The sequence below is a fragment of the Streptomyces sp. NPDC002276 genome, assembly GCF_053891435.1.
In genome coordinates, this window is the sequence record NZ_JBSFCQ010000010.1 from 234,053 (window position 1) to 260,824 (window position 26,772).

Sequence of the window (26,772 nt, forward strand, 5' to 3'; positions counted from 1 at the left end):
CCTGAGCCACGCCAGTTGGACACGCTTCCCCCCGTTGGGGTTGTACGCGTCGACCGTCACATTTATGTCAGACGAAACAAACAGTCCACCCACCTGTCTGCTGTCACCACCCACCCGTCTGGTGTCAGGCAGCACAACCGGCAGTGCGTCGAACACCCTCATGCCTACCCGCTCTTCCCCTGTGTCACAAAAAAGGCCGGAGCGTCCCCACGCCCCTCGCCGCATCCCCGCGCCCGCTGAAGGGCGTCCGCAAAGACGCTCCCCGCCGACCGCGCGGTTGCGGAGGGCGGGGAGTGAAATCTTCGGATGCGGAGGTGGCTGGATTCAAGTGGTCCCAACCATTAATCCGGCCACATCGCGCACAGTGATCCTACAAACTCGTGCGCCACTGGCCAGCGGATTTACGGCCGGGCGGAGCGGGCGGCTCCACTTCTCACCGAAGGTCGCGCGCCACCAGCTCGGCGATCTGTGCCGTATTGAGGGCCGCTCCCTTGCGCAAATTGTCGCCACAGACGAACAGTTCGAGCGCCGTCGGGTCGTCCAGCGCCCGCCGCAGCCGCCCCACCCAGGTCGGGTCGGTGCCCACCACGTCGGCGGGGGTGGGGAACTCCCCCGCGGCCGGATTGTCGAAGAGGACGACCCCCGGGGCCGTGGCGAGGATCTCGCGCGCCTTGTCGACGGTGACCTCGCCCTGGAAGCGGGCGTGGACGGTGAGGGAGTGCGTGGTGACCACGGGGACGCGCACGCACGTCACGGCGACCGGCAGCGCGGGCTGGCCGAGGATCTTGCGGGTTTCGTCCCGCACCTTCATCTCCTCCGAGGACCAGCCGTCCTCGCGCAGCGACCCGGCCCACGGTACGACGTTCAGCGCCACCGGCTCCGGGAACGGCCCGGTGTTGTCCCCGACGGCCCGCCGTACGTCACCGGGCTTGGTGCCCAGCTCGGTGCCCGCGACGAGGGCGAGCTGCTGGCGCAGGGTGTCGACCCCGGCCCGCCCGGCCCCGCTGACCGCCTGGTACGACGACACCACCAGCTCGCGCAGCCCGAACTCGGCGTGCAGCGCGCCCACGGCGACGATCATCGACAGGGTCGTGCAGTTCGGGTTGGCGATGATCCCGCGCGGGCGGTGCCGCACCTTGTGCGGGTTGACCTCGGGGACCACCAGGGGCACCTCGGGGTCCATCCGGAAGGCGCCCGAGTTGTCGACGACGACCACGCCCTTGGCGGCGGCGATCGGCGCCCACTGGGCGGAGACCTCGTCGGGGACGTCGAACATGGCGACGTCGACCCCGTCGAAGGCCTCCTCCGTCAGGGCCGTCACCTCGACCTGCTCCCCGCGCACGGTCAGCTTGCGGCCGGCCGAGCGCGGAGAGGCGATCAGGCGGATCTCGCCCCAGATGTCCGCATGCTGGGACAGGATCCCGAGCATGACCGTGCCGACGGCCCCGGTCGCTCCGACGACGGCGAGCGTCGGACGCACGGTCGCTCCGGTGGTGGCCATCAGCGGCCGGTGCCTCCGTAGACGACGGCTTCGTCGCTGTCGGAGTCGAGGCCGAACGCCGTGTGCACGGCGCGGACGGCCTCGTTGACGTCGTCCGCGCGGGTCACGACCGAGATACGGATCTCGGATGTCGAGATCAGCTCGATGTTGACGCCCGCGTCGGACAGGGCGGTGAAGAAGTCGGCGGTGACGCCCGGGTTGGTCTTCATCCCGGCGCCCACCAGCGAGATCTTCCCGATCTGGTCGTCGTAGCGCAGCGACTCGAAGCCGATGCCGTCCTTGTTCTTCTCCAGGGCGGCGATGGCCTTGCGACCCTCGGCCTTGGGGAGGGTGAAGGAGATGTCGGTGAGACCCGTCGAGGCCGCCGACACGTTTTGCACGATCATGTCGATGTTGACCTGCGCGTCGGAGATCGTCCGGAAGATCACCGCGGCCTCGCCCGGCTTGTCCGGCACGCCGACGACCGTGATCTTGGCCTCGGAGGTGTCGTGCGCGACACCGGAGATGATGGCCTGCTCCACCTTGCGGTCCCCAATCGGCTCACTGCTGACCCAGGTGCCCTGAAGTCCGCTGAAGCTGGACCGCACATGGATCGGGATGTTGTATCGGCGGGCGTACTCCACACAGCGGTGGAGCAGCACCTTGGAGCCGGAGGCGGCGAGCTCCAGCATGTCCTCGAAGGAGATCCAGTCGATCTTCTTCGCCTTCGGCACCACCCGCGGGTCGGCGGTGAACACCCCGTCGACGTCGGTGTAGATCTCGCACACCTCGGCATCGAGGGCCGCGGCCAGCGCGACGGCGGTGGTGTCGCTGCCCCCCCGCCCCAGCGTGGTGATGTCCTTCTTGTCCTGGCTCACACCCTGGAACCCGGCGACGATGGCGATGTTGCCCTCGTCCAGCGCGGTCCGGATGCGCCCCGGCGTGACGTCGATGATCCGGGCTTTGTTGTGGACCGAGTCGGTGATGACGCCTGCCTGGCTGCCGGTGAACGACTGGGCTTCATGCCCCAGGTTTTTGATCGCCATGGCCAGCAGCGCCATGGAGATCCGCTCTCCGGCGGTCAGCAGCATGTCGAACTCACGCCCGGCGGGCATCGGAGATACCTGCTCGGCGAGATCGATCAGCTCGTCCGTCGTGTCGCCCATCGCGGAAACGACGACGACCACTTGGTGGCCGTTCTTCTTCGCTTCGACGATTCGCTTGGCGACGCGCTTGATGCCCTCGGCATCGGCTACGGAGGAGCCTCCGTACTTCTGCACGACAAGGCCCACGTGCGCTCCTCGCTCAGTCCTGGTGTGTCGGCTCAGTTTAACGAGCACCCGAAATTCGCTTCCCCGGTATCGCATGGTGAGACCCGGAAGCTTCGGACACCCAGGTCAGCGCATGCCCAATCCAGGGGTGCGGGAAAAGTGCCGAGCGTCACAGGTGACGGGTGTGATGGGGGTTTCCCGCACTAAGGTGCGGGCTGTGCGCGTACTTCTGGTGGAAGACGATGAACCCGTGGCCGAGTCGCTACGACGCGGACTGCTGCGCTACGGCTTCGAGGTCGACTGGGTCACCACGGGCGGCGCCGCGCTGAGCCACTCCGCCCCCTACGACGTCGTCCTCCTCGACCTGGGCCTGCCCGACACCGACGGCCTCGACGTGTGCAAGGCGCTGCGCGCCCGCGGCGACATCCCGATCATCGTGATCAGCGCGCGCAGCGACGAGACGGACCGGGTGGTCGGCCTGGAACTGGGCGCCGACGACTACGTGTCGAAACCCTTCGGTGTCCGCGAGGTCATCGCCCGCATAAGGGCGGTGATGCGCCGCGCCCAGCCCCGCACGACCACCGGCCCCGACGAGTACGGCACCCGCCTCACCATCGACCGCAAGGCCGCCCGCGTCCGCCTCGACGGCGAGGAGGTGGCGTTGGCCCCCAAGGAGTACGACCTGCTGTCGTTCCTCACCGAGGAGCCGGGCGCGCTGATGTCGCGCGAGCAGATCATGGAAGCGGTCTGGGACGCGAACTGGTTCGGCCCGACGAAGACCCTCGACGTCCATGTGGCCGCGCTGCGGCGGAAGTTGGCGGGCGCGATCACGATCGAGGCGGTACGGGGCGTGGGCTTCCGCCTGGAGATCACGGACGGCGCGGCCTCCTCATGATCCGGCAACTGATCGTCAGCTACGTCCTCCTCGTGGCCGTGGCGCTGACGGCGTTCACCGTGCCCGTCGCCTTCACGCTGACCGCCCAACTCCGGGGCGACACCGAGCAGTCGGTGCGGCGCGAGGCGAGGACGATGGCGTTGCTGCTGAGCGGCGACGCCGCCTCGCGCGCCGCGCTGGACCGCATGGTGGTGGCGTACGCGCAGGAGACCCCCGGCACGGCCGAGGTACTGCCCGCGTCACGCACCAAGACCGCGACGCACTGGGGCGACGGAAAGCTGGAGGTGACGGCACCGGCGCAGCGCGACGGCAAGACGGTCGGCGCCGTACGCATCACGTACCCGACCTCGGACCTGACCCGGCGCCTGGTGCAGATCTGGGGCTTCCGCGCGATCCTCGCGCTCGCGGTCCTGGCGGTGGCGGCCGGCCTGGGCGCGCTCGTGGCCCGCCGCCTGACCCGCCCTCTGCGCCAACTCAACGACATGGCGAGCAAGTTCAGCGACGGCGACCTGACGGCACGTACACCGGTGACGGGCCCGCACGAAACACAGACCCTGGCAAGGACGTTGAACCAGGCGGGCGAGCGCCTGGACACCCTCATCGCCTCGCAGCGCATCTTCGTGGCCGACGCCTCCCATCAACTCCGCACCCCGCTCACGGCGTTGAGACTCTCGCTGGACAACATCGCGGACGGCGTGGACGACGAGTTCCTACGGGAGGACGTCGATCAGGCGACGGCCGAAGTGGTCCGGATGAGCCGCCTGGTCAACGGCCTGCTGGTGCTGGCGCGGGCCGAGGCGAAGGTCACGGCGGCGGAACCGCTGCCGCTGCGGGAGATCGTGACCGAACGCCTCTCGGTGTGGAGACCGGCCGCCGACGAGCGCGGGGTCGAGATCGCGCTCAGGGGGAGTGTTGTCGACGGCCGGCCGCTTGTGCTGGCCAGTCCCGGTCATCTCGAACAGGTCCTGGACAACGTGCTGTCGAACGCCCTGGAGGTGTCACCGGACGGCGCGACGATCACCGTACGGTCCGAACTGCGGGGCGACGAGGTCGAGTTGACGGTGACGGACGAGGGCCCCGGCATGTCCGACGCGGACAAGTCCCGCGCCTTCGACCGCTTCTGGCGCGGTCAGGGCCTCACCGGGCGCTCCGGTTCGGGCCTGGGCCTGGCCGTCGTACGCCAGTTGCTGACGGACGACGGCGGCACGGTGACCCTGCGGGACGCGCCGGAGACCGGACTGTCGGTCGTGATCACCCTTCGGGCATCACCGAGGAGTGGTGGTTGACGATCAGCCACTTGCCGCCGCGCTTCTCGTACTCGTAGGTGTAACGGGCTTCCACGACACGCTTCTTGCCGGTGTCCGGGTCGGTGAGCGTGAACTCGTAAATGCCGGTGTCTATCGCGGAGTTGCTGTCGAGCACGTTCACGATCGTCTCGACCTTCTTCCCGACCGGCTTGTTGGGCAGGAAGTGCTCGAAGTAGTCGACGATCTCGGCACGGTCGGTGCGGATCTTGTTGGAGACGGTCGGCAGGAGCACGGCGTCCGGCGCGTACCGGTTCGCGACCTTCTCCGGGTCACCGGTCTTCAGCGCGGCGTTCCAGCCGTCGAAGAGGGCGGCGATCTGCTTCTTGGAGGGCTTGGCGTCACGCTGGGGCCCGGCGGTCGCGGCAACCGTACCGACGGTACCGAGGGCCAGGACGGTGGTGACGGTGACGGCGGCTGCACGCTTGCTCATGGTCCGGCGGGTCATCTCAACTCCAGTTGTACTGGTGCGCTTTGGGATGACTCCAGACTGGCTTTCGGCTGGTTAGCGCCCGTGCAACGGACGTACAGGAGCGGGGAAGGGCTGCTCCAATTGACGCGCTGCGACCGACCGGCCACTCAACGCGCCGTGGCCGACTGGCCACGGTCCCGCACGAGGCTGACGCCAGCCCCCAGGGACACGACACCCATACCGACGGCGGTCATCACGCCCTGCGTTCCGTCGACCACGAAGGGTGCGACCGCGGCGACGGCCAGGTTGAAGAGGAAGAGGAACCAGAGGACGGGCCTGGAGGAGAGGAAGTTCTTCATGGTGGGCACCTTCGGGATCCGGGCCGGTGGCTCGTTCACCGGCTGACGAGTTCAACGATCCCGTTTCCACAGGTCAGCGACGAGGGAGCCCAGTCCCGAAGTGAGGGTGTAGCGGGCTACACCCCGCCCCTGGATGATGTTGCCCCATGACGGGGGACATACTGCTGGCCGCGATCGTCCTGCTCGGCTCGTCCGTCCAGTGGCTGACGGGCATGGGCTTCGCCCTGGTGGCCGTACCGGCCCTGGTACTCCTCCTCGGCCCGACACAGGGGGTCGTCCTCGCCAACTGCGCCGCCGGCGCGATCAGCGTCGTGGGCCTGGCGGGCGGCTGGCGCGAGGTCCGGGCCCGCGCGATGGTCCCGCTATGCGCGGCGGCGGTCTGCACGGTGCCGGCGGGGGCGTGGATGACCCGCCAACTCCCGCCGCCGGTCCTCCTGTTGGTGATGGGCGGGTTGGTGACGGCGGCGGTCCTGCTGGTCATGAAGGGCGCCCGCGTCCCGGCACTTCGGGGCACGCGCGGTGCGGTGGCCGCGGGCGCGGCAGGCGGTTTCATGAACGCGGCGGCGGGGGTGGGCGGCCCGCCGATCTCCCTCTACGCGGTCAACGCGGGTTGGACGGTACGGGAGTTCGTCCCCAACGCCCAGTTCTACGGCGTCGTCGTCAACGCGTTCTCGGTGGCGGCGAACGGGGTGCCGTCGCTGAGCGGAGCGCGGTGGGTGGCGGTCGGCGCGGCGATGGTCGTGGGCGGGGTGATCGGGCGGGGGTTGGCGGGGCGAATACCTGAACCGCGGGCGCGGGCACTGGTGTTGGGGCTGGCGTTGGCGGGTGGGGTTACGGCGGTGGGGAAGGGGGTGTGGGGGTTGTGATCAGTCGGCGAACTCCTTCAGCGGCTCGGTGTCGAGGGTGATGTTCACCGGGTCGGGGATCTCGACGGGAGCGCCGAACGGCGCGTTCACCTGTCGCCGGTAACGGCCGTCCTCGGGACGAGTGAACACGGTGACTGTGCGGTCGTCCCGGTCGATGAGTACGTAGACCGGGATTCCGGCCGCCGCATAACCATCGGGCTTGTCGAGCCGGTCCCGTTGAGCGGCATCGGCGTCCCACGAAGTCACCTCTACGGCCATCAGGGCTGTGCCCGTGTCCGACCACTCGCCGTGCCCCTTGAGGCCACCCCGGGGAAAGAGGGCGCCATCCGCACGAGCGCGCCCCCTCCGACAATTCTCCGTCTTGAGCCCGCGCCCCGCTTGCAGCCACAGGTCGGGAAGGTGCTGCATGCACACCCTCTGTAGCCAGGCGACGATCTCACTGTGGTTGCCGTCCGGCATGGGTTTGACGACGACCTTCCCGTTGATGAACTCCAGCCGGACGGTCTCGGGCGCCCCGCGATCCAGTTCCTCGAAGTCTTCGACGGACATCTGTGGCCGTTGCTCGGTCCTGTGCGGGACGCGCCGCTTCTCGACCGTCACGGGTTCCACCGCCTCGGCGGGAGGCCGTTCGCGATGCGGTCGCGGTTGTCGCGGTAGTGGTAGTGGACGCGGTCCTCGATCGGCACGGGACGGAACGTGTCGGGGACGGGCCCGCCCGTACGGCGTTCCAGCTTCTGCTTCAGGAGGCGGGCCGTCGTGGTTCCCAGGTAGGCGATCTCCTCGAAGCCCTTCTTGATCTCTTCCTCGCTCATCTCCGGCTCCGCGCGGCATTCCTCGCAGATGCCGTTGATGATCTTCGCCGTCCGCTCGTCGGCGTCGCAGGTGGCGCAGGCCATGAGCACGCGGGTCACACGGGCGCGGAGGGGGCGGGTCTCGGCGGTGTCGTTCTTCTTCGGGGGCATCTTCGACTCCAATCGGTTGCGGGCCAGTCCGCCCGGGTTCGTGACGTTGGGTGGCAGTCCGTCGGTCAGCGCGCGGGCCATGCCGGCCGGGGTGGCACCTCGGGTCAGCCACTCGGCGGCGAGGGGTTCGAGGGCGCGGCACTCGGCTTCGGACAGGCTCATACGGGGGTCTGTGGCGCGGAGTTGGGCGAGTGCGCGGTACGCGGCGCTGGGCTCGGGGGTCGGGTCCGTCTCCGGGGTCGGGTCCGTATCCGGCGTCCCGTCGCTCTCGTTCTCGCTTCCGCCCTCCGGCTCGGGGGTCGGGTCTTCCGTCCTCGCCAGGCCCGGCTGGTAGTCGTGCGTGACGTCCCTGCCGTGGCGCTCACGCGCGAACTCGGCCCACCACTGCGCTGACCTGGGCGTACGCGACCAGTACGTCCGCGTCACCCACCGCATCGAGTTGTCCTCGACGGTGATGTGTTCCTTGATCCAGCGCAGGTGGCCGGCCTCGGTGAGGTTCTTGAGGGACGTACGGCAGGCCTGCTGGCCGTAACGGGGATGCTCGGCCGCGATCACCTTGTGGCCCATGGCGTGGCCGTTGTCGAGGTGGTCGATGAAGACGGCGATCTCGGCGTCTCGCGGGAGCAGATGTGCGAAGTCCGGGTCGGCGTGCGGTTCTTCGTCACCCGTGGTGCGTTTTCCGTAGCCCGTATTGGCCATGGGGTGCGACGGGGACGGCAGGGCAGGGCTAGGCTGGGCGTAAGCCACGATCGAGTCCTATCTTCGATACGTAGGTCTAGGCCCCGGAGCCGGTGTTGGTAGCACCGACCGGGGCCGAACTATTTGCTGTTTGCCGTGAACCTAGAGTGACTTTACGTTGCGGCGCAAGCTGATCATGGGATGTCACCCGTTCGGGTTAAACCCCCCTCAACTCACGTACGGGCTTGGTTGGTTGGGTTGTTTTTCAACCAGCCCAGAACCCAAGAAAAGAGCTCGAAGCCCGGGGCTCAAGCTCCGGGCTGAACTGCGGAAATGAAGGCCGCCCAGGAGGGGGCGGTGATCTGGAGTTGGGGGCTTGAGGGATTCTTCGAGTCTCGGATGTGGATGCGGGTTCGGGGTGTGGGCAAGGCCGCTTCGACGCAGTTGTCGCCTTCGTCGTCGCTGTGGCTGGACTTGAACTACACGGGTTGTTCTGTCATTTCTGTGCCGCCATCCGTTCGAGGAACTGGGCCGTCTCAGCAGGGCCGAGAGCCATAGTCCGAAGCAGGCTAAGACGCGCCAGATAGTTGCTCACCACTTCTGGGTCTGTGGTGAGTTGCCTCATCGCCTGCCCCGTCGAGTAGGCGTGCCGTTCATGGTCAGGGGTCTCAAGCAACACCATCGGTCCGATGAGCGCGGTGGAAACGAACCGCTCAAAGGGCAGCACCTGGACCAGAACGTTGCTGAGCCGCGCCATGCCCAGGATGTGTCCCACCTGTTCCCCGTCCACCAGCGGGGTGCGCAGTGCCGCCTCATAGATCAGGAACACGAAGGCCGCCGGAGGCGTGCGCGTGAGCAGGAGCTGACGCTCCAGGCGAGCCGCCACTCGCTCCTCCACCAAGTCCTGACCCACGGGCGGATAGCGTCCGCCGATCAAGGCCCGTGCGTATCCCTCCGTCTGCAACAGCCCCGGGATCAGGGTCGCCTCGTAGGACCAGAAGCTGATCGCCTCCTTCTCCCGCTCCATGAAGTCCTGTGCCCGCGCCGGGAACTTCTCCCTCTGCAAGTAGTCCTTGGCCGCGCTCAACAACCCCTCAGCCCGGCAGAGCCCATCCGCCACGTCGAGCACGCGCGGCGTCGGCATCCGTACGCCCTGCTCCATGGATTTGATGGTGTCCGGCGAGTAGTTGGAGGCGGCGGCCAGCTGCTCCCGGCTCACGTTGGCCTTGGTGCGCCACCGCTTCAGCTGGTTCCCGCTGTACCGCCAGGCCACGGGCGGCAGGGACTTGGCTTTGGGCTGACCCGGCACAGCATCCACCTCCGACCGATACACCCCGGCGTGTATCACCTCAGTCACTACCGAGCGTAGCTTCGCGAACGCCACCGTGTGACCATGACCGAATCAATTCATCTGCTCGACTGGATCCCCGCGTCCGGTCACCAACTCCGCCTCACCGGGGTCCACTTCGACGCCGTACGCATCGAAGGCGTACGGGGAGAACGGGTCGCCGCGCGTCTCATCGAGGCCGCCGACGGGGATGCGGGGCCCGTGGTCTGCGAGGCCGCCGGGTTCCGGTGGATGTACTTTCTGCTGGCGCCCGGAGAAGTACGCCGACACAACTGGCCTTTGGGTGTGCAGCAGTTCGGCGGCCGAGGCGCTCGTACCGTCACGTACATCGGGGTTCCGGCGCTGGACGGGAACACGTGGCCGTTGCGGTGGTACAGCGAGCCTACGGTTACGGCGCCGTTTGTGGAGGCGGGGCGGTTGGGGGCGGTGCTGGCGCTGATGGGGGCGTAGGTCAGGGCTGTTGGGCGCGCACGGCGGAGAGATTCGCGCGGACGGTCTTTGTCGTCGGGTGGTCCTGGCCCAGTACACGAAGACAACCGGCAAGTGCCTGTTCGAAGAGCGGGATCGCGCGCGCGACATCCGCCGACACCTGATAGGCGTAGGCCAGGTTGTTCCCCGAAGTCAGCGTGTCCGGGTGATCCTCACCCAACACCCGCACACGGTCCTCCAACGTCCGCTCGAACAACGAGACCGCCCGCACCACATCCCCCGACACCTGATAGGCGTAGGCCAGGTTGTTCCGCGAAATCAACGTGCTCGGGTGATCCTCACCCAACACCCGCACACGGTCCTCCAACGTCCGCTCGAACAACGAGACCGCCCGCACCACATCCCCCGACGCCCGATACGCGACAGCCAGGTTGTTCCGCGAAATCAGCGTGCTCGGGTGATCCTCACCCAACACCCGCACACGGTCCTCCAACGTCCGCTCGAACAACGGGACCGCCCGCACCACATCCCCCGACGCCCGATACACACCAGCCAGGTTGTTCCGCGAACTCAAGGTGTCCGGGTGATCCTCACCCAACACCCGCACACAGTCCTCCAACGTCCGCTCATACAACGGGACCGCCCGCACCACATCCCCCGACACCTCATACGCGCTAGCCAGGTTGCTCCGCGAAACCAGCGTGCTCAGATCATCCTCACCGAAGAGCCGAGTAGCCGCTGCCAGAGACCGGTCAAAACAGTCGGTTGCCTGACTCAACTGCCCTTGCTCCTGGAGGTACACTCCCGTCAGAGTGAGGATTGTATCAATCTCAGCCGTGTCCTCGCCCGGTTCGAACGCATCGAGGATGGCTTCGACGTGGGGAAACAAGGCTCTCCAAGTCGTCCAGCCCGCAACGTTTCCGCGGGGATCGTCCGGAAGTTCGTCAAGCATCAGCTCCGTGGCCCGTTCACGCGCGGCCAGGATGCGCGCCTGATCACGATGCGGATCGTCCGCCGACGCCGTTCGGGCCACCATCTGGAGCAGGCGGTGGATGCCAACTCCCGCCCGGTCGAGCGTGATCATGTTGTAGTCGGCCAGCAGCCCCAGAAGTTGGGCCAGGTCCACCGGGTCCTCGGCCAGCGGCTCGAACAGAAAACGCGGAATGCCGGTCGGGGCGTACCACGCCGCGATCCGCAAGATCTCCACCGCCCTGGGATCCCGCTCCTCAAGCACGTCCAGCGTGATACGCCAGATCCGCGCGACCGTCCGCGCAGGGTCAAAGCCGCCCGGTACCGCAGCCGCCGCACGCGCCGGATACTGCTCCAGCATGGCCCGGTACGCGGCGATAGAGACCTCCCTCTGCGCGATGAAGGCGCCGGCCTGCTCCAGAGCGAGCGGTAGATGACCGAGTTCGTCCGCCAGCACGCGGGCCTCGTCTTCCTGGCCACCACCCCCGACGAGGCGCGACAGAAGGGCCAGCGAAGCCCCCTGATCCAGTACAGGCAACGAGATCGGGTCGCACACCCAACCCCGCTTGTACCGGCTCGTGATCAAGTGACGCCCGGAAGCCCGTAGTTGACCCGTCCAGGCATGCACATCCCCCGGCTTCTCCGCGTTGTCGAAAACCAGCAGCCACCCAGGGTGCGTCTGCAACCACCCCACCGCCCACTCGGCGGCCTGCGTAGTGGTGAGGTCGAACGCCTCCTCACCCCTCAACCGCACAGTCAGCGCCGCGAAACCCGCCTCAATCAACTCAGGTGTGTCCGAACGAATCCACCACACCAGCCGATACGCCCCCGCGTGGTCATGCGCGTAGTGCAGTGCCAGCGTCGTCTTCCCGACACCCCCAAGCCCGTGCACCGTCTGCGTGATCGTCTGCGACTCCGCCGACAGAGCCCGCTCCAGCTCGGCCATCACCTCCACCCTGCCGACGAAAATCGGCGACGGCAGCTCCGGCAAGTTGTTCACGCCCGGCGGGACTTCGACGTCGTACGCCGTACGCCGCGCCCCTTCGCGATCAGCAGCCGTAGCCGTAGCCGCAACGTCCTCCGGCACCAACTCCCCCACCGCCGCCACAAATCCAGGCCGCGCAGCCAGCCCCACCACCGACACCGCCGCCAGCTGATCCCCGTCATAATCCCGCCGCCGATCGGTCGTCATGACCCCGATGAGCCGCCCCCGCGCAAAAAGTGCCGCCCCGGACGCCCCCGCCCAGACACCGGGCACCGCGACCTGGTCGACGTACGCCGTGATCAGCCCACCCGACTTGAGCCCCGTCAGCCTCTCGATGTGGCCGCTGATCTCCTTCGTGTCCCGGATGCCGTCCCGTACCTCGGACTTGGGGAAGCCGACCGCGACGCACGCCAGCCGTCCCTCATCCGCGACGACCGGGCCGCCGTCGATCCGGCCCCAGCGGACAGGTTCAGCACCTGCCGGCGGAACCCACCCCGGATCCGTGATCCTGACCAACGCCCCGTCAGCCTGCGGCTCCCGCTCCAGATCAGGCGGTGGCTCTGTCAGCGGCCACAACACTTCCGCCGCAAGCCATTTGGAGTCGCCGCCGAGACCTCTGACCTCCAAGACCCCACAGCCCAGCACATTGTGAAGAGCCGTCAGAACAAGATCGTCCGTGACCAAGTACCCGGTACCCGAACACTTCCCGACCGGATTCCAGATCTCCACGACCCGCCGCACGTCCACAGCCACAGGCCAACACCCCCGTGTTCCCCGTTACTTGGGGCGTTCCCCGGAGTCATCCGCGATACGCCGATCCTCGCCCTCGGCATCGACCGGCTGGAGTGTGAGCTTGACTCGGCTCGTCGTGCCCTTCGATCGCGAGGCCTTCGCCTCCGCGCCGAACGGGAGCACCAAGACCTTCGCCCGTGCCTCCCCGTCCTTCTTCATGTCCACAGCGAACTCGATCTCCACCGGGCCCGTCCGGAACTGGATCTCCTGCCCCGCACCATCCCGCGCCGCCTGCTGAAGCTCCGCGCGGATCGCCCCGATCGCCTCGGCCAAGCCCATCCATACCTCATCGGCCATCGGGCGTCTCCCTCGTCCCCGTACACGCACTGTGGGGCGCAGCGTACTCGCCGCGCCCCACAAAGTGCCCTGGAAAAGCCCTACTTGACCGGCCGGATCCCCAGCGGTTCCCCGATCTCCTCCGCCATGACCCGCCCCGCCTCGAACTCCAGCGTCTCGTCGCCCAGGACGCTCTGGTCCGTGTCCAGGCCGTCCAGTTCGGCAAGGGGCTGGTTCAACCGCACATGCGCGACCACCGACTGCAACGCGCGCAGGGTCGCCGACGCCGTCGAGCCCCAGTTGGAGAAGTAGGAGAACTGCCACCACCACAGGGCCTCCGTGGTGCGGCCCGCTCGGTAGTGGGCCATGCCGTGGCGGAGGTCGGTGAAGAGGTCGGCCAGGTCGTCGGAGATGCGGGCCGGGACCGGGGCCTTGCGCGGCTCGTAGGGGTCGAAGACCTCCGAGTAGACGTCGATCGGCTCCAGCATCACCGCGAAGCGCTCGCGGAGTTCGTCCACGTCCGGCTCCGGGCCCAGGTCGGGCTCGTAGCGCTCGTCGGGGACGATGTCCTCGTGCGCGCCCAACCGGCCGCCGGCCAGCAGGAGTTGGGAAACCTCCAGGAGGAGGAAGGGGACCGCGGAGTCGGGGTCCTCGCCCTTCGCTACCTCCGACACGGCCACCAGGAAGCTCTCGACCTGGTCCGCGATCTGGACCGCGAAGTCGTCCGGGTCAGGTGCGGTGGCATGCAGTGTGGCGTCAGACATCTAGGAGTCGTCTCCCCTCGAAGGCGCGGCCGAGGGTCACCTCGTCCGCGTATTCCAGGTCTCCGCCCACCGGGAGGCCGCTGGCCAGGCGGGTGACCTTGAGGCCCATGGGCTTGATCATGCGGGCGAGGTACGTGGCCGTGGCCTCGCCTTCCAGATTCGGGTCCGTGGCAATGATCAGTTCCGTGACCGTACCGTCGGCCAACCGCGCGAGAAGTTCTCGTATACGCAGGTCGTCGGGACCGACACCTTCGATCGGGCTGATCGCGCCGCCGAGGACGTGGTACTTGCCCCGGAATTCGCGAGTGCGTTCGACCGCTACGACGTCCTTGGGCTCCTCGACCACGCAGATCACCGAGAGGTCGCGGCGCGGGTCGCGGCAGATGCCGCACAGCTCTTCCTGCGCGACGTTTCCGCAGGTCGCGCAGAAGCGGACCTTCGCCTTGACCTCCATCAGGCACTGCGCGAGGCGGCGGACGTCCGTCGGCTCGGCCTGAAGGATGTGGAAGGCGATCCGCTGCGCGCTCTTGGGACCGACGCCGGGGAGCCGCCCCAATTCGTCGATGAGGTCCTGGACCACGCCTTCGTACAACGGACTGCCTGCCCTTCCGTGGAGTCATGCGGTACGCGTGACACGTACGTACCGTAGTTGGCCGCAGCCTGTCTTAGAAAGGCAGACCGGGGATACCGCTGCCGCCGCCGCCCAGGCCCTGCGCGAGCGGGCCGAGCTTCTGCTGCTGGAGGGTCTGCGCGTTCTCGTTGGCCGCCTGGACGGCCGCGACGATCAGGTCCGCGAGGGTCTCGGTGTCGTCCGGGTCGACGGCCTTCGGGTCGATCTTCAGCGCGCGCAGCTCGCCGGCGCCGGTGACCGTGGCCTTGACCAGGCCGCCGCCGGCCTGTCCGTCGACCTCGGTCCGCGCCAGTTCCTCCTGCGCGTTCGCCAGGTCCTGCTGCATCTTCTGGGCCTGCTGCAACAACTGCTGCATATTGGGCTGGCCACCACCGGGAATCACGATCAGCTCCTGGTTTCGTACGGCTGTCCGGGCGAGGTTTTTCCCGCTCGGCACGAGCCTACGTGGTCCGGGCAGTCATCGCTTCAGCACTCTTTCGAGTGAGTCCTTACCGCGTCCTATACCTGATCAAGACCCACTTCCGGGCGGAAAAGCGATGAAACCGGAGCCTTCGCCACCCATTGGGCGGTAGGAAGGATCCGGCACATCAGCATCAGGTGTCACACAACGTAAGGGAGTGCCGGGTGGGTCAGCCGGAGATTCAGCCCGAGGGTGGCGATCTGGCCGGGCGGACGTTTCCGCTCGGGGACTGGGGCGAGCCGACGGCCCGGCTGGACGAGCTGTACCGGTGGGTCGAGCGCGGGGCGCTGGAGACGGCGGCCTGGTACCTCGCGGACCGGGTGTGGAAGCGGCGCGGGGCGCGGGTGCTGCGTACGGGCGCGGTACTGGGCGCGGTCGTGGGGGCGGCGCTGCCGCTGCTCGACCTCACCGGGGTGGTGGCCGGGCCGGCCGCCTGGGGCTATCTGGCGCTGCTGTTCGGGGCGGCGTGCGTGGCCGGGGACCGGCTCTTCGGGATGACGTCCGGGTGGATGAGGGACGTGGCTACGGCGCAGGCGGTGCAGCGGCGTCTTCAGGTGCTCCAGTTCGACTGGGCGTCGGAGGGCGTACGGGAGGTGCTGGGACCGGCCGACGGGACGGCGAGCGAGGCCGCGGACCGGTGTCTGGGGGTGCTGCGGCGCTTCTCGGAGGACGTGACGGAGCTGGTGCGGGTGGAGACCGCCGACTGGATGGTGGAGTTCCGGACCGGGGCGGGGCCGCTGGGCATCCAGTCGGCGGTGGCGTCCGGGGTACGGCACGAGGGGACTGTCGTCCAAGGCAGGTTCCCGCAGCCGCCGGGGCCGGGGGGCGGCACCCGGCCGAACATGCCGAGGCAGCGGCCACCGGAGCCGAGGTGAGGCGAGGCGAGGTCCTCTCAGTCGTCCACGCACAACCCCGTCGACTGGGTCGCCGAGCACGGCAGGTGGCCGTGGGCGCGGATGACGTTCTCGCCGGTGCCCTGGGCCACGTAGGCGAGGAAGCTCTCGGTGAGGGAGCCCGCGGACGGGCGACCGTAGGTGTAGGCGTACTCGACGCCCCGGTACGGGTACTCGCTCTTGCCGTACTCGATGTCCGAGACCGAGGCCGGTGCGCCGTCGAGGGGGACCGGGCGCAGGCCCTTGTGTCCGTTCGCGAGGGTGACCTCGCTGTAGCCGAGGGCGCCGGGGAGTTCGGCGACCTTGTCCAACACCTTGTCCGTGGAGTCGAGTTCGCAGCGCGTGACGGGCGCGGAGGCGTCGTCCTTGTGGACGCAGTCCAGTGAGGTGCTCGGTACCCGTTCCCAACTGCCCAGCACCCGCTGCTGGAAGATCTGCCGCGTACCGGAGTCGGCGTTGCGGCTGACCAGCACGATGGGCAGATCGGGAAGGGAGGCGTCGAGTTGCTTCCACCGCGTGACCTGGCCGCGGTAGATACGGCGTACCTGGGCCATGGTGAGGCCGTGCGGGAGACGGATGTCGTTGTTGACGACGAGTGTGAAGACGGACAACGCGACCCGGGTGCCGAAGAGTTCGCCGCCCGTGTCGGTCGCGGCGCCGTCGGAGAAGGCGATCACCGAGTGGGCGCTCTTCGCCGACACCGCGCCCAGGGAGGCGAGTTCGGTGGCTCCGGCCGCGCTGCCCCGCGCGTCCACCGTGATCCGGGAGCCCTGGCAGTCCTTCTCGTACTGTTTCGCCAGCTCCTCGGTCACGGGCGCGAAGGCCGTGGAACCGGTGATCGTCAGCGTGCCCTTCTCACAGCCGAGGGGCGGCGGGGTGTCGTCCCGGACCACGATGATCGCCGCCAGGGTCACCACGCACAGGGTGAGCATGATGGTGATCAGCCTGGAGGCGCGGCTGAACAGAGCCGGCGTCTCGTCCGGGGTCGCGCTCCGGTTGGTGTGCACCTCGCCGTCGTTGATGCCGCCGTAGAGCACCACCTCACTGCCCACGGTGCCGCCGGACAGCAGTACCAGCAGTTTGAAGTGGTCGCCGCGGTTGAGCGGGACGCGCGGGATGTGCAGGGTGTTGCTGCCTTCCGCGTAGTTGAGCGCGCCCTCCGGGTTGAAGTGGTCCATCAGGTGGTTGGTGCCGGGCGGCTGGGTGACCGAGACACCGACGATCGTGCGGCCGGTGAACTCGGCGGTGAGACCGCCACCGTCAGGAGCGGTGTAGTCGTGGTCGGCGATGCTCAGCGAGCCGTCGTTCTCGATGCGCAGCAGGACGAGGGTGGCGTCGGACATGCCGGGTGCCTGGTTGAAGAGGCCGAGGCGGCGGTTGGCCTGGCCCGAACCCCCGCCAACGCCGATCGGGCTGTCCATCTGGACGCGGTAGCCGATCTGCCTGCGGCGCGGCACCCGGCGTTCGTACCAGACCGTCACGCCGGACGCGACGATACCGAGCAGCGCGGTACACACGGCGACGACATTCTCCGAGCTGATCCATTCCACTGCGGGCCCCCGCTCCCCAGCCGGACAGTGGGTTCACGGTACGGGGGTACCGGAAGACACTCAGGGGATACCGGCCGAAGTTCGCGTGACGTTCAACTGGCCCTGGGGTAAAGGGACTTCAGCCCGCCTTGGTGTACGTCAGCTTCTCGCCGTTGCCGGTGTTCACCCGCTCCAGGCTGCCGTCCGACAGCAGGGTGACCTCACTGGCCGCGCCCGGACTACAGGACGACAGCGGCTGCCCCGAGGTGACGGTGGAGGCGCCCAGCGCCAACGGGCTGTCACCGCCCGGCCGTTGGGTGAGGTCGGCGCTGAACACGCAGTGGTAGCCGGGTCCGTCCGCGACCAGCTTCAGCACCGGGTCCCCCAGCTTGCCCTGGCTGATGGTGAGTTGGCGGGTGTTGTGGCCGGTGGAGTTGTCGATGGACGCGTTCCAGGTGCCGAGGTAGCCGCTCGGTACGGCGTCGCCGCCGGACGGTTTCGCGGAGGCCGAGGCGGAGTCGGTCGGCGACGGCTGCCCGGTGGTCGGACCGGGCGTGGTGGGCGCGGCGCCGGTGGCCCGGCCGCCCGAACCGGCCGCCGTACGGCTGCCGTTGCCGCCGCTCTTCATCAGCGCGTACACCGAACCGCCCGCCCCCAGCGCGACGACCAGCGCGACCACGACGAGCAGCGCGGTCGACCGCTTGCTGCGACGCGGCTCCTGGGGCTCCAGGTAGGGCCCGGGGCCGTAGGGCGGGGTGGCGCCGAGGCCGTTGTTGTGGGGGTAGGGGTTGTACGGCACCTGCCCGCCCCAGCCGACGAGTTGCCGGCCGGGGAGCTGGGGGTAGCCGTGGTCGGCGGCGGGCGGGGCGGGCTGTGCGGGCGGTTGTTGCGGATAGCCGTAGCCGGGGGCGGGCTGGGGGTGTTGCTGCGGGTGGCCGTAGGCCGGGTGCGGGGTGGGCGGGGGTGGTGTCCCGGTGGGTCCGGGTCCGCTCTCGACCACCGTCGGGAGGTGGGTGGTGGGCGCGCCGTCGTCCGCCGGCGAGGAGTCGTCCGAGGCCGGCGCGTGTTCGAGTGAGGCTTCGGAGACGGCGGGCGGCTCTACGGCGACGGGTGCGGCCCGCACGGGAACAGGTGCGGGGGATGCGGGTGCGGGAGGTGCGGGTGCGGGAGGTCCGGGTGCGGGAGGTGCGTCGGGCGTGGCCCCCTGCGCCGTCTCAAGGGCCAGGGGCTCGGAAGCCCGAGCCTGAAGGGGCCGCACCACCGGAGCGCCCTTCTCCAACTGGAGCCGCTCGGCGCCCTTCTCCAGCTGCACCCGTTCCGCCGTCTGCGGATCCTCCGTGTCCAGCAACCGCACCGCGTGGCGCCCGAGTTGGGCGACCAGGCCGCCCGGCAGCCAGGGGTCGCGGGAGCGGCCCCCGGAGACGGTGTCCTCCGCGCCCGTACGGTCGAGGATCTGGTTCAGGGTCGGCCTGGCGTCCGGGTCCTTGCGCAGGCAGTCGCGGACCAGTTCGGCGATGCCCTCGGGGACGCCCGTCAGGTCGGGTTCGTCCTGGGCGATGCGGAACATCAGCGCGTGGACACCGCTGTTGGCGGTACCGAAGGGGAGGGTGCCGGTCGCGGCGTAGGCGAGGACGGAACCGAGGCAGAAGATGTCGCACGCCGGGGTGATGCGGTCGCCCCGCACCTGTTCCGGTGCCATGAATCCGGGCGAGCCGACCAGCGAGCCGGTGCGGGTGAGGCCGTCCCCGGCCTGGGTCTCCAGGGCGCGCGCTATGCCGAAGTCGATGACGCGGGGGCCGTCGATGGTGACCAGCACGTTGGACGGTTTGAGGTCGCGGTGGACGATGCCGGCGGCGTGGATGTCCTGGAGCGCGTGCGCGAGCCCGGCGGCGAGGATCCGTACCGAACGCTCGGGCAGTGCCCCGTGATCGCGGCCGACGACCTGTTGCAGGGTGGGTCCGGCGACATATCCGGTGGCCACCCAGGGCACCGGGGCCTCGGTGTCGGCGTCCAGGACGGGCGCGGTCCAGTGTCCGCCGACCCGGCGCGCGGCCTGCACCTCCTGCCGGAACCGGGCGCGGAACTCCTCCTGCGCGGCCAGGTCCTCCCGCACCAGCTTGACGGCGACCGTGCGTCCCCGGTCCGACCGGGCCAGGTACACATGCCCCATGCCCCCGGCGCCGAGCCGGCCCACCAGCCGATACGCCCCGATCCGCTGCGGATCGGCCGCCCCCAGTTTCTCCACGACCGCGCCGCCTCCCCTGAATTCCCCGGTCACACCCCGGTCGAGCCCCTGTGCTCCGCGACAGACCGAGAATAGTGCGGGGAATCGACGAGACGGACGGAGCGGTGTCTACGGTTCCGTAACGGCAGACCGGCCCCGCCCGGCACCACCTCGCTGAGCTGTGTCACTGAAACTAACCGGTCACAGGGGCGGACAGCGGTTAGTTTCACCGACACAGGTCAGAGGGGTCCGGTAGCGGACACCCACCCTGGACAACCTGTCGCGGAAACCCCGCTACCGCAGACAGACCGCCGATACCTTTTCCGCATCGCGGACATTTACGCTCGCCGCCATGACCCCTCAGCCCAACCCCCAGGCCGGCGCCGCCGTGAAGGCCGCGGACCGTGCGCATGTGTTCCACTCCTGGTCCGCGCAGGAACTCATCGACCCGCTCGCCGTGGCCGGCGCGGAGGGGTCGTACTTCTGGGACTACGACGGCAGGCGCTACCTGGACTTCACCAGTGGGCTCGTCTACACGAACATCGGCTACCAGCACCCGAAGGTCGTCGCCGCGATCCAGGAGCAGGCCGCGACCCTCACCACCTTCGCGCCCGCGTTCGCGATCGAGGCCCGCTCGGAGGCGGCCCGGCTGATCGCCGAGCGGACGCCCGGGGACCTGGACAAGATCTTCTTCACCAACGGCGGCGCCGACGCCATCGAGCACGCGACGCGCATGGCCCGGCTGCACACCGGTCGGCCGAAGGTGCTCTCCGCCTACCGCTCGTACCACGGCGGTACCCAGCAGGCGATCAACCTCACCGGGGATCCGCGCCGTTGGGCCAGCGACAGCGCCTCGGCCGGGGTCGTGCACTTCTGGGCGCCCTTCCTGTACCGGTCCCGTTTCTACGCGGAGACCGAGGAGCAGGAGTGCGAGCGCGCGCTGGAGCACCTGGAGACGACGATCGCCTTCGAGGGTCCGGCCACGATCGCCGCGATCGTCCTGGAGACCGTGCCGGGCACGGCCGGGATCATGGTGCCGCCGCCCGGTTATCTCGCCGGGGTCCGTGAGATCTGCGACAAGTACGGGATCGTCTTCGTCCTCGACGAGGTGATGGCCGGGTTCGGGCGGACCGGTGAGTGGTTCGCGGCCGACCTGTTCGACGTCGTACCGGACCTCATGACCTTCGCCAAGGGCGTGAACAGCGGATACGTGCCGCTCGGCGGGGTCGCCATCTCCGGCGCCATCGCGGACACCTTCGGCAAGCGGGCCTACCCGGGCGGCCTGACGTACTCCGGGCACCCGCTGGCCTGCGCCGCGGCCGTCGCCACGATCAATGTCATGGCCGAGGAGGGCGTCGTAGAAAACGCGAAGCACCTCGGTACGACCGTCGTCGAGCCCGCGCTGCGCGCGCTGGCGGAGCGGCACCCGAGTGTCGGGGAGGTGCGCGGGGTCGGCATGTTCTGGGCGCTGGACCTGGTGAAGGACCGGGAGACGCGCGAGCCGCTGGTGCCGTACAACGCGGCCGGTGAGGCGAACGCGGCGATGGCCGCCTTCGGGGCCGCCGCGAAGCAGCAGGGGCTGTGGCCGTTCGTCAACATGAACCGCACGCACGTCGTCCCGCCGCTCAATGTGAGCGAGGCCGAACTGAAGGAGGGCCTCGCCGCTCTGGACACGGCGCTGTCCGTGGCGGACGAATTCACGTCGTAGTACGCCGTCGAATTCACCTCGTAGTACCCGGAATGGGCGGGTCCGTTCCTCTGGTGCCCGGATACGGGCAGGGCGGGAACCCGAACGCGTAAGGTGACGTGCTCGTAGACATATACGAGTACGCCATCGAACGCGACGAGGGAGACGCTCCGACGATGCCCGGAAGCAGCGGCAACGGCGCCGTGACCCGCAGCACCCTGCGGCAGCAGATCGCCGACGCGCTTCGCGACGAGGTCCTGGCCGGCCGCCTCCAGCCCGGCCAGGAGTTCACGGTGAAGGAGATCGCCGAGCAGTACGGCGTCTCCGCGACCCCGGTCCGGGAAGCCCTTGTCGATCTCTCCGCGCAGGGACTCCTCGAAGCCGACCAGCACCGCGGCTTCCGCGTCCACGAGTACTCGGTGGCCGACCACCGCGGCATGATCGAGGCCCGCGCGCTGGTCACCGAGGGCATGTTCCTGGCGCTGGCCGGCGGCCACTCCGTGTTCGACCGCACCGACGACCCGCGTACGGTCGCCGCGCTCGCCGGCGTCCGCCGCCGCGGCGAGGAGGCGCAGCGCGCCGCCGAGGCCGGTGACCTCACCGTGCTGATCGGCTACGACCTGCGGTACTGGCGCGAGCTGAGCACCATGTTCGGCAACCCCTACCTCGGCGACTTCCTGCACCGGCTGCGCGTCCAGTCCTGGGTGTGCACGGTCCAGCATCTGCGCCGACTGACCGATCTGCGCGGGCAGTTGTGGGCCGAGCACACCGAACTCGTCGACGCCCTGGCGCGCCGCGACACCCCCGCCGCGCGGGCGATCGTCCTGGCGTACAACACGCACTCCCTCGCCCTCATCGAGCGGCTGGCCGCCCGGTGACCGGACCGGAAAGGGCCGCTCCGGCCGTGGACCCCAGTGTCGTCGTCGTGGACCTCAGTGTCGTCGTGCCCGCCTACAACGAGGAACAGCGGCTGGGCCCGACGCTCGACGCGATCACCGCGTATCTGGGCGACAACGAGGGCCGCTTCGGCGACTGGGAGATCATCGTCGCCGACGACGGCTCCGACGACGGGACGCGGGAGGTCGTCACCTCCCGCGCCGACCGGCGTGTGCAGTTGGTCACCAGCCCCCGCAACCGCGGCAAGGGCCACGCCCTGCGCCTCGGGGTCGCCGCCTCGCGCGGACGCCGGGTCCTGGTCACCGACGCCGATCTGGCCGCGCCCATCGAGGAGTTGGAGAAACTCGACAAGGAGCTCGGCGAGGGCCGTACGGCGGCCATCGGCTCCCGGGCCGCGCCGGGCGCGACCATCGAGAGCCACCAGCACCCGGTCCGTGAACTCCTGGGCCGCGCGGGCAACTTCCTGATACGCAAGGCCGCGGTGCCCGGCATACGCGACACCCAGTGCGGCTTCAAGCTCTTCGAGGGCGACCGCGCCCGCGAGGCCTTCGCCGCCTCCCGCATCAACGGCTGGGGCATCGACGTGGAGGTCCTCCAGCACTTCCGCCGCGCCGACTGGGAGGTCGCCGAGGTCCCGGTGCGCTGGTCCCACCAGTCCGGTTCGAAGGTACGACCCCTGGACTACGCCCGGGTCCTCACCGAACTCGCCCGCCTCCGCGCCCGCTCCCTGCGCCCGGTCGACGCCCTGGTGGTCGTCCTCTTCCTCCTCATGTCGGTGGCCCTCTACTCGGGCCGCCTCTTCGACCCGAACCACCGCTACCTGGAGGACTCGCTCCAGGACCAGAACCAGTGGGAGTGGTTCTTCGCGGTCACCGCCGACAACGTGGCCCACCTCCACAACCCGCTCTTCTCCAACCTCCAGGGCTTCCCCGACGGCGTGAACCTCATGGCCAACACGGTCATGCTGGGCCTGTCGGTCCCCTTCGCGCCCCTCACCCTGCTCGCCGGACCCGCGGTCTCCCTCAGCGTCTGCATGGCGCTGGGCCTCGCGGCCACGGCCGCCGCCTGGTACTGGCTGATCGTGAAGCGCGTCGTACGGCAACGGGCCGCGGCCTTCGTCGGCGCCTCGCTCGCGGCCTTCGCCCCGCCGATGGTCAGCCACGCCAACGCGCACCCCAACTTCGTCATCCTCTTCATGATCCCGCTGATCATCGACCGCGCCCTGCGCCTGTGCGCGGGCACCCGGGTGCGCCGCGACGGCGTCGTGCTGGGCCTGATGGCGGCCTACCAGATCTTCCTCGGCGAGGAACCCCTGCTCCTCGCCTCCATCGGCATGGTCCTGTTCGCCGTGTCCTACGGCGTCCTCAACAGGGAGGTCGTCCGCGCGTCCTGGCGCCCGCTCCTCAAGGGCCTGGGCATCGCGGCGCTGGTCTGCGCCCCGATCATCCTGATCCCCCTCTGGTATCAGTTCGTCGGTCCCCAGAGCTACAAGAGCGTCCTGCACGGCGACAACGCGGGCAACAGCCCCCTCGCGCTCCTCTCCTTCGCCGAACGCTCCCTGATGGCGGGCGACGAGATCCGCGCCAACTCCCTCTCCCTCAACCCCACCGAACAGAACGCCTTCTACGGCTGGCCGCTGGTCGCCCTGGCCTTCGCAATCGTCGTACGACTGTGGGAACACGCCCTGGTCAAGGCCCTGGCCTTCACGGCGATAGCCGCCGCGATCCTCTCCATGGGCCCCAAGATCCGCATCCCGCTCACGGACACGATCTACCCCGGCCCCTGGGCCCTGCTCGCCCACAAACCGCTCTTCGAGTCGGTGATCGAGGGCCGGGTGGCGATGATCTGCGCACCCGCGCTGGGCATGCTGGTCGCACTCGCGGTCGAACGCCTCGCCGCGACACGGGAGTTGGGCACGCAGTACGTGGGCCTGCTCGCCGTATGCCTGGCACTGCTCCCCCTCGTCCCCGCACCGCTGAAGGCCGTCGACCGCGCGGCCGTACCCGCCTTCTTCACGGACGGCACCTACAAGTCGTACGTCCGCGCGGGCGAATCCCTGGTCCCGCTCCCGCTCGCGGACCCGGGCGCGGCGGAGCCCCTCCACTGGCAGACGGCTTCCGGCCTCGGCTTCAAGATGCCCGGCGGCTACTTCAACGGCCCCTACGGCGCCGACCGCATCGGCATCTACGGCGCCTCGCCCCGCTACACCTCCAACATGCTGCGGGACGTCCGCTACACCGGCGTCATCCCCACGATCGGCAAGAACTGGCAGGCGCAGGCCAAGGCGGACTTCGCGTACTGGCACGCGGGCGCCCTGGTGGTCGCGCCCCAGCCGAACGACGACAAGCTGCGCACGGCTGTGGAAAAGCTGACCGGTAAACCCGGTAAGTGGGTGGACGGCGTGTGGGTATGGGACCTGCACGAGGGGAGCTGACCCGGGCCGCACCGACTACTCTTCCCCCTACTCTTGCCTGACCACCATGCGAGATCCACGCTGCGCAGCGAGTAACCGAGGAGCCCCTTTTGGCCTGTGACCTGTGGCTGGTCCCGCTCGTCGACGTGTTGTGCCACACCCCCGACAATCCGTTCGCCGAGGAACTCGCGCTCTACAACTCGCTGCTGGCCGAGGCCGGGCTCCCCCCGGTGCCGGTGTACCAGTACATGCCGGGACTGTCCGGCGAGGTCGCCCCGGTGGCCGGCTTCGACTACGACGCGCTGCACTTCCTGCGCCGGGCCTACCTCCTCCAGGTCTGCGGTCTCCCGGTGACCCCGGTGGACGACCTCGGCGGCGACTACGAGCAACTCCTGGAGATGTTCGAGACCACGGCCCAGCAGTCCCACCTGGTCTGGCACTACGACCACGCGGGCGCCTACGTCCCGGTCGACTTCCCGCACCCGCTCGCGAACGACGAACTCCTCGCGGGCGGCGGCCCGTTGGGCTCTTCCCAAACCCTCCTGCGCGAGCTGGAGTTCGTGGCCCCCACGATCGGCATCGACCCGGCCAACCCGCCCACGGCACCCCAACCCCCCGCCGCGCCCACGGAGTTGGAGGAACCGGCCGTCGCCGCGCCGTACGACCCCAGCCCGTTCGCGCGCGAACGGCACGTGTGGCTCGGGCTGCACGCGGCGGCGACGCGCAGCCTGGCCCAGGGCTCGATGATCGTGTTCAGCTAGCGACGCGTGCCAGGGGTGTCCTCGGTGGCGGCCATGTCCTGCGTGCCGATGACGCCGAGCAGTTCGAGCTGGGCGGCGCCCTCGGTACCGGGCGGGGCCGTGAACCACAGGAGGCGCTGGCGGCCGTCCTCGCTGAACAGGCTGTGGCAGTCCAACTCGATGACGCCCAGCGCGGGATGCACGATGCGCTTGTGATCGGTACGGCGCAGCCCGACGTCGTGGGTGTCCCACAGTCCGGCGAACTCCGCGCTGCGCCGCCGCAGTTCGGCCGTCATCCCGGCGACCTCGCTGTCGCGGCTCCGACGGGCGGCCACCGCCTGGAGGTCGGCGACGAAGACCCGTGAGTGGTGCGGATGGTCCTCGGGCGGGTAAATGGCGCGGGCGGCGGCCGGATCGGTGAACCAGCGGTACGCGAACCCGGTGGCCGGGCCACGCTGCTCCGGCGCCCGCCCGAGCAGAGCAACGGCCAACTCGTTCTGTACGAGGGTCTCGTGCAGGTCGGTGATGACCTGGGCCGGAGTGGTCGCCAGCCGGTCCAACAGCCCGAGCAGGGCGGGCTGTACGTGCCGCGCGCCCGCACCGCGCGCCGACTCGGGCAACGGCCGGTCGGCCAGGTGGAACAGGTGGTCGCGCTGGTCGCCGCCCAGCCGCAGCGCCCGGGCGAGGGCGTTCAGGGTCTGCGCCGAGGGCTGGGCGCCACGCCCCCGCTCCAACTCGGTGTAGTAGTCGGCCGACAGCCCCGCCAACTGCGCGACCTCCTCGCGCCGCAGTCCGGGCACCCGGCGCCGGGGCCCGACGGGCAGCCCGACGTCGGCCGGCCGGACCCGGTCACGCCGGGACCTGAGGAACGCCGCGAGCTCGGGAAGGTTCACCCGCTCATCGTCGCCTCTCCGGCGGGGTCCGAGCCAGGGGCCGGCAACCCCTGGGTGGGCTCAGCCCTGGCGGGACGGACGCCGGGGACAGACAGTTGCCCCACACCGACAGCGCTACGAAAGAGAACACCATGCCTTTCGCGAACTTCAAGGTCCCCGCCGGCGCCCTCACCGCCGAGCAGAAGGAGCAGATCATCACGCGCACGACGGACCTGTACGCCGAGATCTTCGGCGACGGCGCCCGCGCCACCACGCTCGTCCTGGTCGAGGAGGTCGCCGACGCGGGATGGGGCATCGGCGGCGGTGTCCTGACCCTGAGGACCTAGCGGATCTTGCCGAGACCCGTCTGGACGTCCTCCGCGTTCATCACCGGGGTCCAGGTCAACTCGGCACCCAGGTTGAGGAAGAACGGCTCACTGATCGACGGAATGTCCGAGGCGTCCTTCAGATCGAAGAACAGGAACGCGGTGCGCTTGCCGCCGTCGGCGGTGAAGTAGGCCGCCTCGGGCTTGATCTGCTCCAGGGACTCCTCCATCAGCTTCCCCAGAGTCCCGTTCCGGATGGCCTCGTTCCCCTTCTCCGTGTCCATGGCCGCTTTCAGCATCATGCGCATCG

26 protein-coding genes and 1 pseudogene are annotated in these 26,772 nt (G+C 69.2%); 10 read left to right on the forward strand and 17 right to left on the reverse strand.

Annotation, left to right across the window (positions count from 1 at the left end; all coding sequences use genetic code 11):
- Nucleotides 1-433: 433 nt before the first annotated feature.
- Together ACWIHT_RS25885 and ACWIHT_RS25890 are read right to left on the reverse strand one after the other, a co-directional pair.
- A complete protein-coding gene (locus tag ACWIHT_RS25885) occupies nucleotides 434-1,501 on the reverse strand; it encodes an aspartate-semialdehyde dehydrogenase (protein WP_456170632.1) in 1,068 nt (355 codons plus the stop codon).
- Entirely contained in the window at nucleotides 1,501-2,772 is a 1,272-nt protein-coding gene (locus ACWIHT_RS25890; RefSeq protein WP_456170633.1) for an aspartate kinase, read from the reverse strand. Before ACWIHT_RS25890 ends, ACWIHT_RS25885 begins: the two co-directional genes overlap by 1 nt.
- A gap of 196 nt (nucleotides 2,773-2,968) precedes the next feature.
- Between ACWIHT_RS25890 and ACWIHT_RS25895 the strand changes: the two genes are divergently transcribed.
- On the forward strand, nucleotides 2,969-3,646 hold the full coding sequence (locus tag ACWIHT_RS25895; protein WP_456170635.1) for a response regulator transcription factor: 678 nt from the start codon (nucleotides 2,969-2,971) through the stop codon (nucleotides 3,644-3,646).
- Nucleotides 3,643-4,932: an ATP-binding protein gene (locus ACWIHT_RS25900; RefSeq protein WP_456170637.1), complete on the forward strand. Its 1,290-nt coding sequence runs from the start codon at nucleotides 3,643-3,645 to the stop codon at nucleotides 4,930-4,932. Before ACWIHT_RS25895 ends, ACWIHT_RS25900 begins: the two co-directional genes overlap by 4 nt.
- On the opposite strand, the gene ACWIHT_RS25905 is transcribed toward ACWIHT_RS25900, so the two are convergent.
- Together ACWIHT_RS25905 and ACWIHT_RS25910 are read right to left on the reverse strand one after the other, a co-directional pair.
- The gene (locus ACWIHT_RS25905) at nucleotides 4,898-5,398 is read right to left on the reverse strand and encodes an SgcJ/EcaC family oxidoreductase (protein ID WP_456170638.1); all 501 of its coding nucleotides are present in this window, start codon (nucleotides 5,396-5,398) and stop codon (nucleotides 4,898-4,900) included. The genes ACWIHT_RS25900 and ACWIHT_RS25905 overlap by 35 nt on opposite strands.
- Before the next feature lie 131 nt (nucleotides 5,399-5,529).
- On the reverse strand, nucleotides 5,530-5,721 hold the full coding sequence (locus tag ACWIHT_RS25910) for a hypothetical protein (protein ID WP_200713239.1): 192 nt from the start codon (nucleotides 5,719-5,721) through the stop codon (nucleotides 5,530-5,532).
- A 146-nt stretch (nucleotides 5,722-5,867) separates the two neighbouring features.
- On the opposite strand from ACWIHT_RS25910, the gene ACWIHT_RS25915 reads away from it, so the two are divergent.
- Entirely contained in the window at nucleotides 5,868-6,587 is a 720-nt protein-coding gene (locus tag ACWIHT_RS25915) for a TSUP family transporter (RefSeq protein ID WP_456170639.1), read from the forward strand.
- On the opposite strand, the gene ACWIHT_RS25920 is transcribed toward ACWIHT_RS25915, so the two are convergent.
- The 4 genes and pseudogenes from ACWIHT_RS25920 to ACWIHT_RS25935 all read right to left on the reverse strand — a co-directional run bounded on the left by ACWIHT_RS25920 (nucleotide 6,588) and on the right by ACWIHT_RS25935 (nucleotide 9,611).
- The gene (locus ACWIHT_RS25920) at nucleotides 6,588-7,136 is read right to left on the reverse strand and encodes a Uma2 family endonuclease (protein ID WP_456170737.1); all 549 of its coding nucleotides are present in this window, start codon (nucleotides 7,134-7,136) and stop codon (nucleotides 6,588-6,590) included.
- Nucleotides 7,137-7,183: 47 nt separating this feature from the next.
- On the reverse strand, nucleotides 7,184-8,248 hold the full coding sequence (locus tag ACWIHT_RS25925) for a hypothetical protein (protein ID WP_456170640.1): 1,065 nt from the start codon (nucleotides 8,246-8,248) through the stop codon (nucleotides 7,184-7,186).
- A gap of 287 nt (nucleotides 8,249-8,535) precedes the next feature.
- Nucleotides 8,536-8,694 (reverse strand): annotated as a pseudogene (locus tag ACWIHT_RS25930) (DUF397 domain-containing protein); the annotation flags it as partial.
- Between the two features lie 29 nt (nucleotides 8,695-8,723).
- Nucleotides 8,724-9,611, reverse strand: a complete 888-nt coding sequence (locus tag ACWIHT_RS25935) for a helix-turn-helix domain-containing protein (RefSeq protein WP_456170641.1) — start codon at nucleotides 9,609-9,611, stop codon at nucleotides 8,724-8,726.
- 3 nt (nucleotides 9,612-9,614) lie between these two features.
- Here ACWIHT_RS25935 and ACWIHT_RS25940 point away from each other — a divergent pair, with 3 nt between their 5' ends.
- Entirely contained in the window at nucleotides 9,615-10,025 is a 411-nt protein-coding gene (locus tag ACWIHT_RS25940; RefSeq protein ID WP_456170642.1) for a hypothetical protein, read from the forward strand.
- Nucleotide 10,026: 1 nt separating this feature from the next.
- On the opposite strand, the gene ACWIHT_RS25945 is transcribed toward ACWIHT_RS25940, so the two are convergent.
- The 5 genes from ACWIHT_RS25945 to ACWIHT_RS25965 form a co-directional block, all read right to left on the reverse strand.
- Complete coding sequence (locus ACWIHT_RS25945) at nucleotides 10,027-12,711, reverse strand: tetratricopeptide repeat protein (RefSeq protein WP_456170643.1); 2,685 nt, start codon at nucleotides 12,709-12,711, stop codon at nucleotides 10,027-10,029.
- Between the two features lie 24 nt (nucleotides 12,712-12,735).
- On the reverse strand, nucleotides 12,736-13,047 hold the full coding sequence (locus ACWIHT_RS25950; RefSeq protein WP_381245310.1) for a trypco2 family protein: 312 nt from the start codon (nucleotides 13,045-13,047) through the stop codon (nucleotides 12,736-12,738).
- An 80-nt stretch (nucleotides 13,048-13,127) separates the two neighbouring features.
- Entirely contained in the window at nucleotides 13,128-13,790 is a 663-nt protein-coding gene (locus ACWIHT_RS25955) for a DUF5063 domain-containing protein (RefSeq protein WP_456170644.1), read from the reverse strand.
- A complete protein-coding gene (recR, locus tag ACWIHT_RS25960) occupies nucleotides 13,783-14,382 on the reverse strand; it encodes a recombination mediator RecR (RefSeq protein ID WP_329254729.1) in 600 nt (199 codons plus the stop codon). Before recR ends, ACWIHT_RS25955 begins: the two co-directional genes overlap by 8 nt.
- Before the next feature lie 73 nt (nucleotides 14,383-14,455).
- On the reverse strand, nucleotides 14,456-14,803 hold the full coding sequence (locus ACWIHT_RS25965) for a YbaB/EbfC family nucleoid-associated protein (RefSeq protein WP_200690759.1): 348 nt from the start codon (nucleotides 14,801-14,803) through the stop codon (nucleotides 14,456-14,458).
- Nucleotides 14,804-15,045: 242 nt separating this feature from the next.
- Here ACWIHT_RS25965 and ACWIHT_RS25970 point away from each other — a divergent pair, with 242 nt between their 5' ends.
- Nucleotides 15,046-15,756: an SLATT domain-containing protein gene (locus ACWIHT_RS25970; RefSeq protein ID WP_456170646.1), complete on the forward strand. Its 711-nt coding sequence runs from the start codon at nucleotides 15,046-15,048 to the stop codon at nucleotides 15,754-15,756.
- A 17-nt stretch (nucleotides 15,757-15,773) separates the two neighbouring features.
- Here the strand turns inward: ACWIHT_RS25970 and ACWIHT_RS25975 are convergent, their stop codons facing one another.
- Both ACWIHT_RS25975 and ACWIHT_RS25980 read right to left on the reverse strand, forming a co-directional pair.
- Entirely contained in the window at nucleotides 15,774-17,324 is a 1,551-nt protein-coding gene (locus ACWIHT_RS25975; protein WP_456170647.1) for a PstS family phosphate ABC transporter substrate-binding protein, read from the reverse strand.
- Nucleotides 17,325-17,442: 118 nt separating this feature from the next.
- Nucleotides 17,443-19,548 carry a serine/threonine-protein kinase gene (locus ACWIHT_RS25980; protein WP_456170648.1) on the reverse strand — a complete coding sequence of 702 codons (2,106 nt, stop codon included), beginning with the start codon at nucleotides 19,546-19,548 and terminating at the stop codon, nucleotides 17,443-17,445.
- A gap of 331 nt (nucleotides 19,549-19,879) precedes the next feature.
- On the opposite strand from ACWIHT_RS25980, the gene ACWIHT_RS25985 reads away from it, so the two are divergent.
- The 4 genes from ACWIHT_RS25985 (at nucleotide 19,880) to ACWIHT_RS26000 (ending at nucleotide 25,285) form a co-directional block, all read left to right on the forward strand.
- On the forward strand, nucleotides 19,880-21,235 hold the full coding sequence (locus ACWIHT_RS25985; RefSeq protein ID WP_200715595.1) for an aspartate aminotransferase family protein: 1,356 nt from the start codon (nucleotides 19,880-19,882) through the stop codon (nucleotides 21,233-21,235).
- A gap of 155 nt (nucleotides 21,236-21,390) precedes the next feature.
- Nucleotides 21,391-22,092, forward strand: a complete 702-nt coding sequence (locus ACWIHT_RS25990; protein ID WP_456170738.1) for a GntR family transcriptional regulator — start codon at nucleotides 21,391-21,393, stop codon at nucleotides 22,090-22,092.
- Nucleotides 22,093-22,118: 26 nt separating this feature from the next.
- Complete coding sequence (locus tag ACWIHT_RS25995) at nucleotides 22,119-24,545, forward strand: dolichyl-phosphate beta-glucosyltransferase (RefSeq protein WP_456170649.1); 2,427 nt, start codon at nucleotides 22,119-22,121, stop codon at nucleotides 24,543-24,545.
- 89 nt (nucleotides 24,546-24,634) lie between these two features.
- On the forward strand, nucleotides 24,635-25,285 hold the full coding sequence (locus tag ACWIHT_RS26000) for a hypothetical protein (RefSeq protein ID WP_363094331.1): 651 nt from the start codon (nucleotides 24,635-24,637) through the stop codon (nucleotides 25,283-25,285).
- Here ACWIHT_RS26000 and ACWIHT_RS26005 read toward each other — a convergent pair.
- Complete coding sequence (locus tag ACWIHT_RS26005; RefSeq protein ID WP_456170651.1) at nucleotides 25,282-26,157, reverse strand: helix-turn-helix transcriptional regulator; 876 nt, start codon at nucleotides 26,155-26,157, stop codon at nucleotides 25,282-25,284. The two genes, ACWIHT_RS26000 and ACWIHT_RS26005, sit on opposite strands and share 4 nt — an antisense overlap.
- A 131-nt stretch (nucleotides 26,158-26,288) precedes the next feature.
- On the opposite strand from ACWIHT_RS26005, the gene ACWIHT_RS26010 reads away from it, so the two are divergent.
- A complete protein-coding gene (locus ACWIHT_RS26010) occupies nucleotides 26,289-26,483 on the forward strand; it encodes a tautomerase family protein (protein ID WP_456170652.1) in 195 nt (64 codons plus the stop codon).
- Here the strand turns inward: ACWIHT_RS26010 and ACWIHT_RS26015 are convergent.
- The gene (locus ACWIHT_RS26015) at nucleotides 26,480-26,770 is read right to left on the reverse strand and encodes a hypothetical protein (protein ID WP_456170653.1); all 291 of its coding nucleotides are present in this window, start codon (nucleotides 26,768-26,770) and stop codon (nucleotides 26,480-26,482) included. The two genes, ACWIHT_RS26010 and ACWIHT_RS26015, sit on opposite strands and share 4 nt — an antisense overlap.
- Nucleotides 26,771-26,772: the final 2 nt, after the last annotated feature.

What these genes read in the sequence shown, in the direction of transcription:
- ACWIHT_RS25910 (WP_200713239.1), bottom strand. Translation starts at nt 5,721, where the DNA reads ATGAAGAACTTCCTCTCCTCCAGGCCCGTCCTCTGGTTCCTCTTCCTC.
- ACWIHT_RS26010 (WP_456170652.1), top strand. Translation starts at nt 26,289, where the DNA reads ATGCCTTTCGCGAACTTCAAGGTCCCCGCCGGCGCCCTCACCGCCGAG.
- ACWIHT_RS25915 (WP_456170639.1), top strand. Translation starts at nt 5,868, where the DNA reads ATGACGGGGGACATACTGCTGGCCGCGATCGTCCTGCTCGGCTCGTCC.
- ACWIHT_RS25920 (WP_456170737.1), bottom strand. Translation starts at nt 7,136, where the DNA reads ATGTCCGTCGAAGACTTCGAGGAACTGGATCGCGGGGCGCCCGAGACC.
- ACWIHT_RS25925 (WP_456170640.1), bottom strand. Translation starts at nt 8,248, where the DNA reads ATGGCCAATACGGGCTACGGAAAACGCACCACGGGTGACGAAGAACCG.
- ACWIHT_RS25990 (WP_456170738.1), top strand. Translation starts at nt 21,391, where the DNA reads ATGCCCGGAAGCAGCGGCAACGGCGCCGTGACCCGCAGCACCCTGCGG.
- ACWIHT_RS25955 (WP_456170644.1), bottom strand. Translation starts at nt 13,790, where the DNA reads ATGTCTGACGCCACACTGCATGCCACCGCACCTGACCCGGACGACTTC.
- ACWIHT_RS25950 (WP_381245310.1), bottom strand. Translation starts at nt 13,047, where the DNA reads ATGGCCGATGAGGTATGGATGGGCTTGGCCGAGGCGATCGGGGCGATC.
- ACWIHT_RS25900 (WP_456170637.1), top strand. Translation starts at nt 3,643, where the DNA reads ATGATCCGGCAACTGATCGTCAGCTACGTCCTCCTCGTGGCCGTGGCG.
- ACWIHT_RS25985 (WP_200715595.1), top strand. Translation starts at nt 19,880, where the DNA reads ATGACCCCTCAGCCCAACCCCCAGGCCGGCGCCGCCGTGAAGGCCGCG.
- ACWIHT_RS26015 (WP_456170653.1), bottom strand. Translation starts at nt 26,770, where the DNA reads ATGCGCATGATGCTGAAAGCGGCCATGGACACGGAGAAGGGGAACGAG.
- ACWIHT_RS25905 (WP_456170638.1), bottom strand. Translation starts at nt 5,398, where the DNA reads ATGACCCGCCGGACCATGAGCAAGCGTGCAGCCGCCGTCACCGTCACC.
- ACWIHT_RS25885 (WP_456170632.1), bottom strand. Translation starts at nt 1,501, where the DNA reads ATGGCCACCACCGGAGCGACCGTGCGTCCGACGCTCGCCGTCGTCGGA.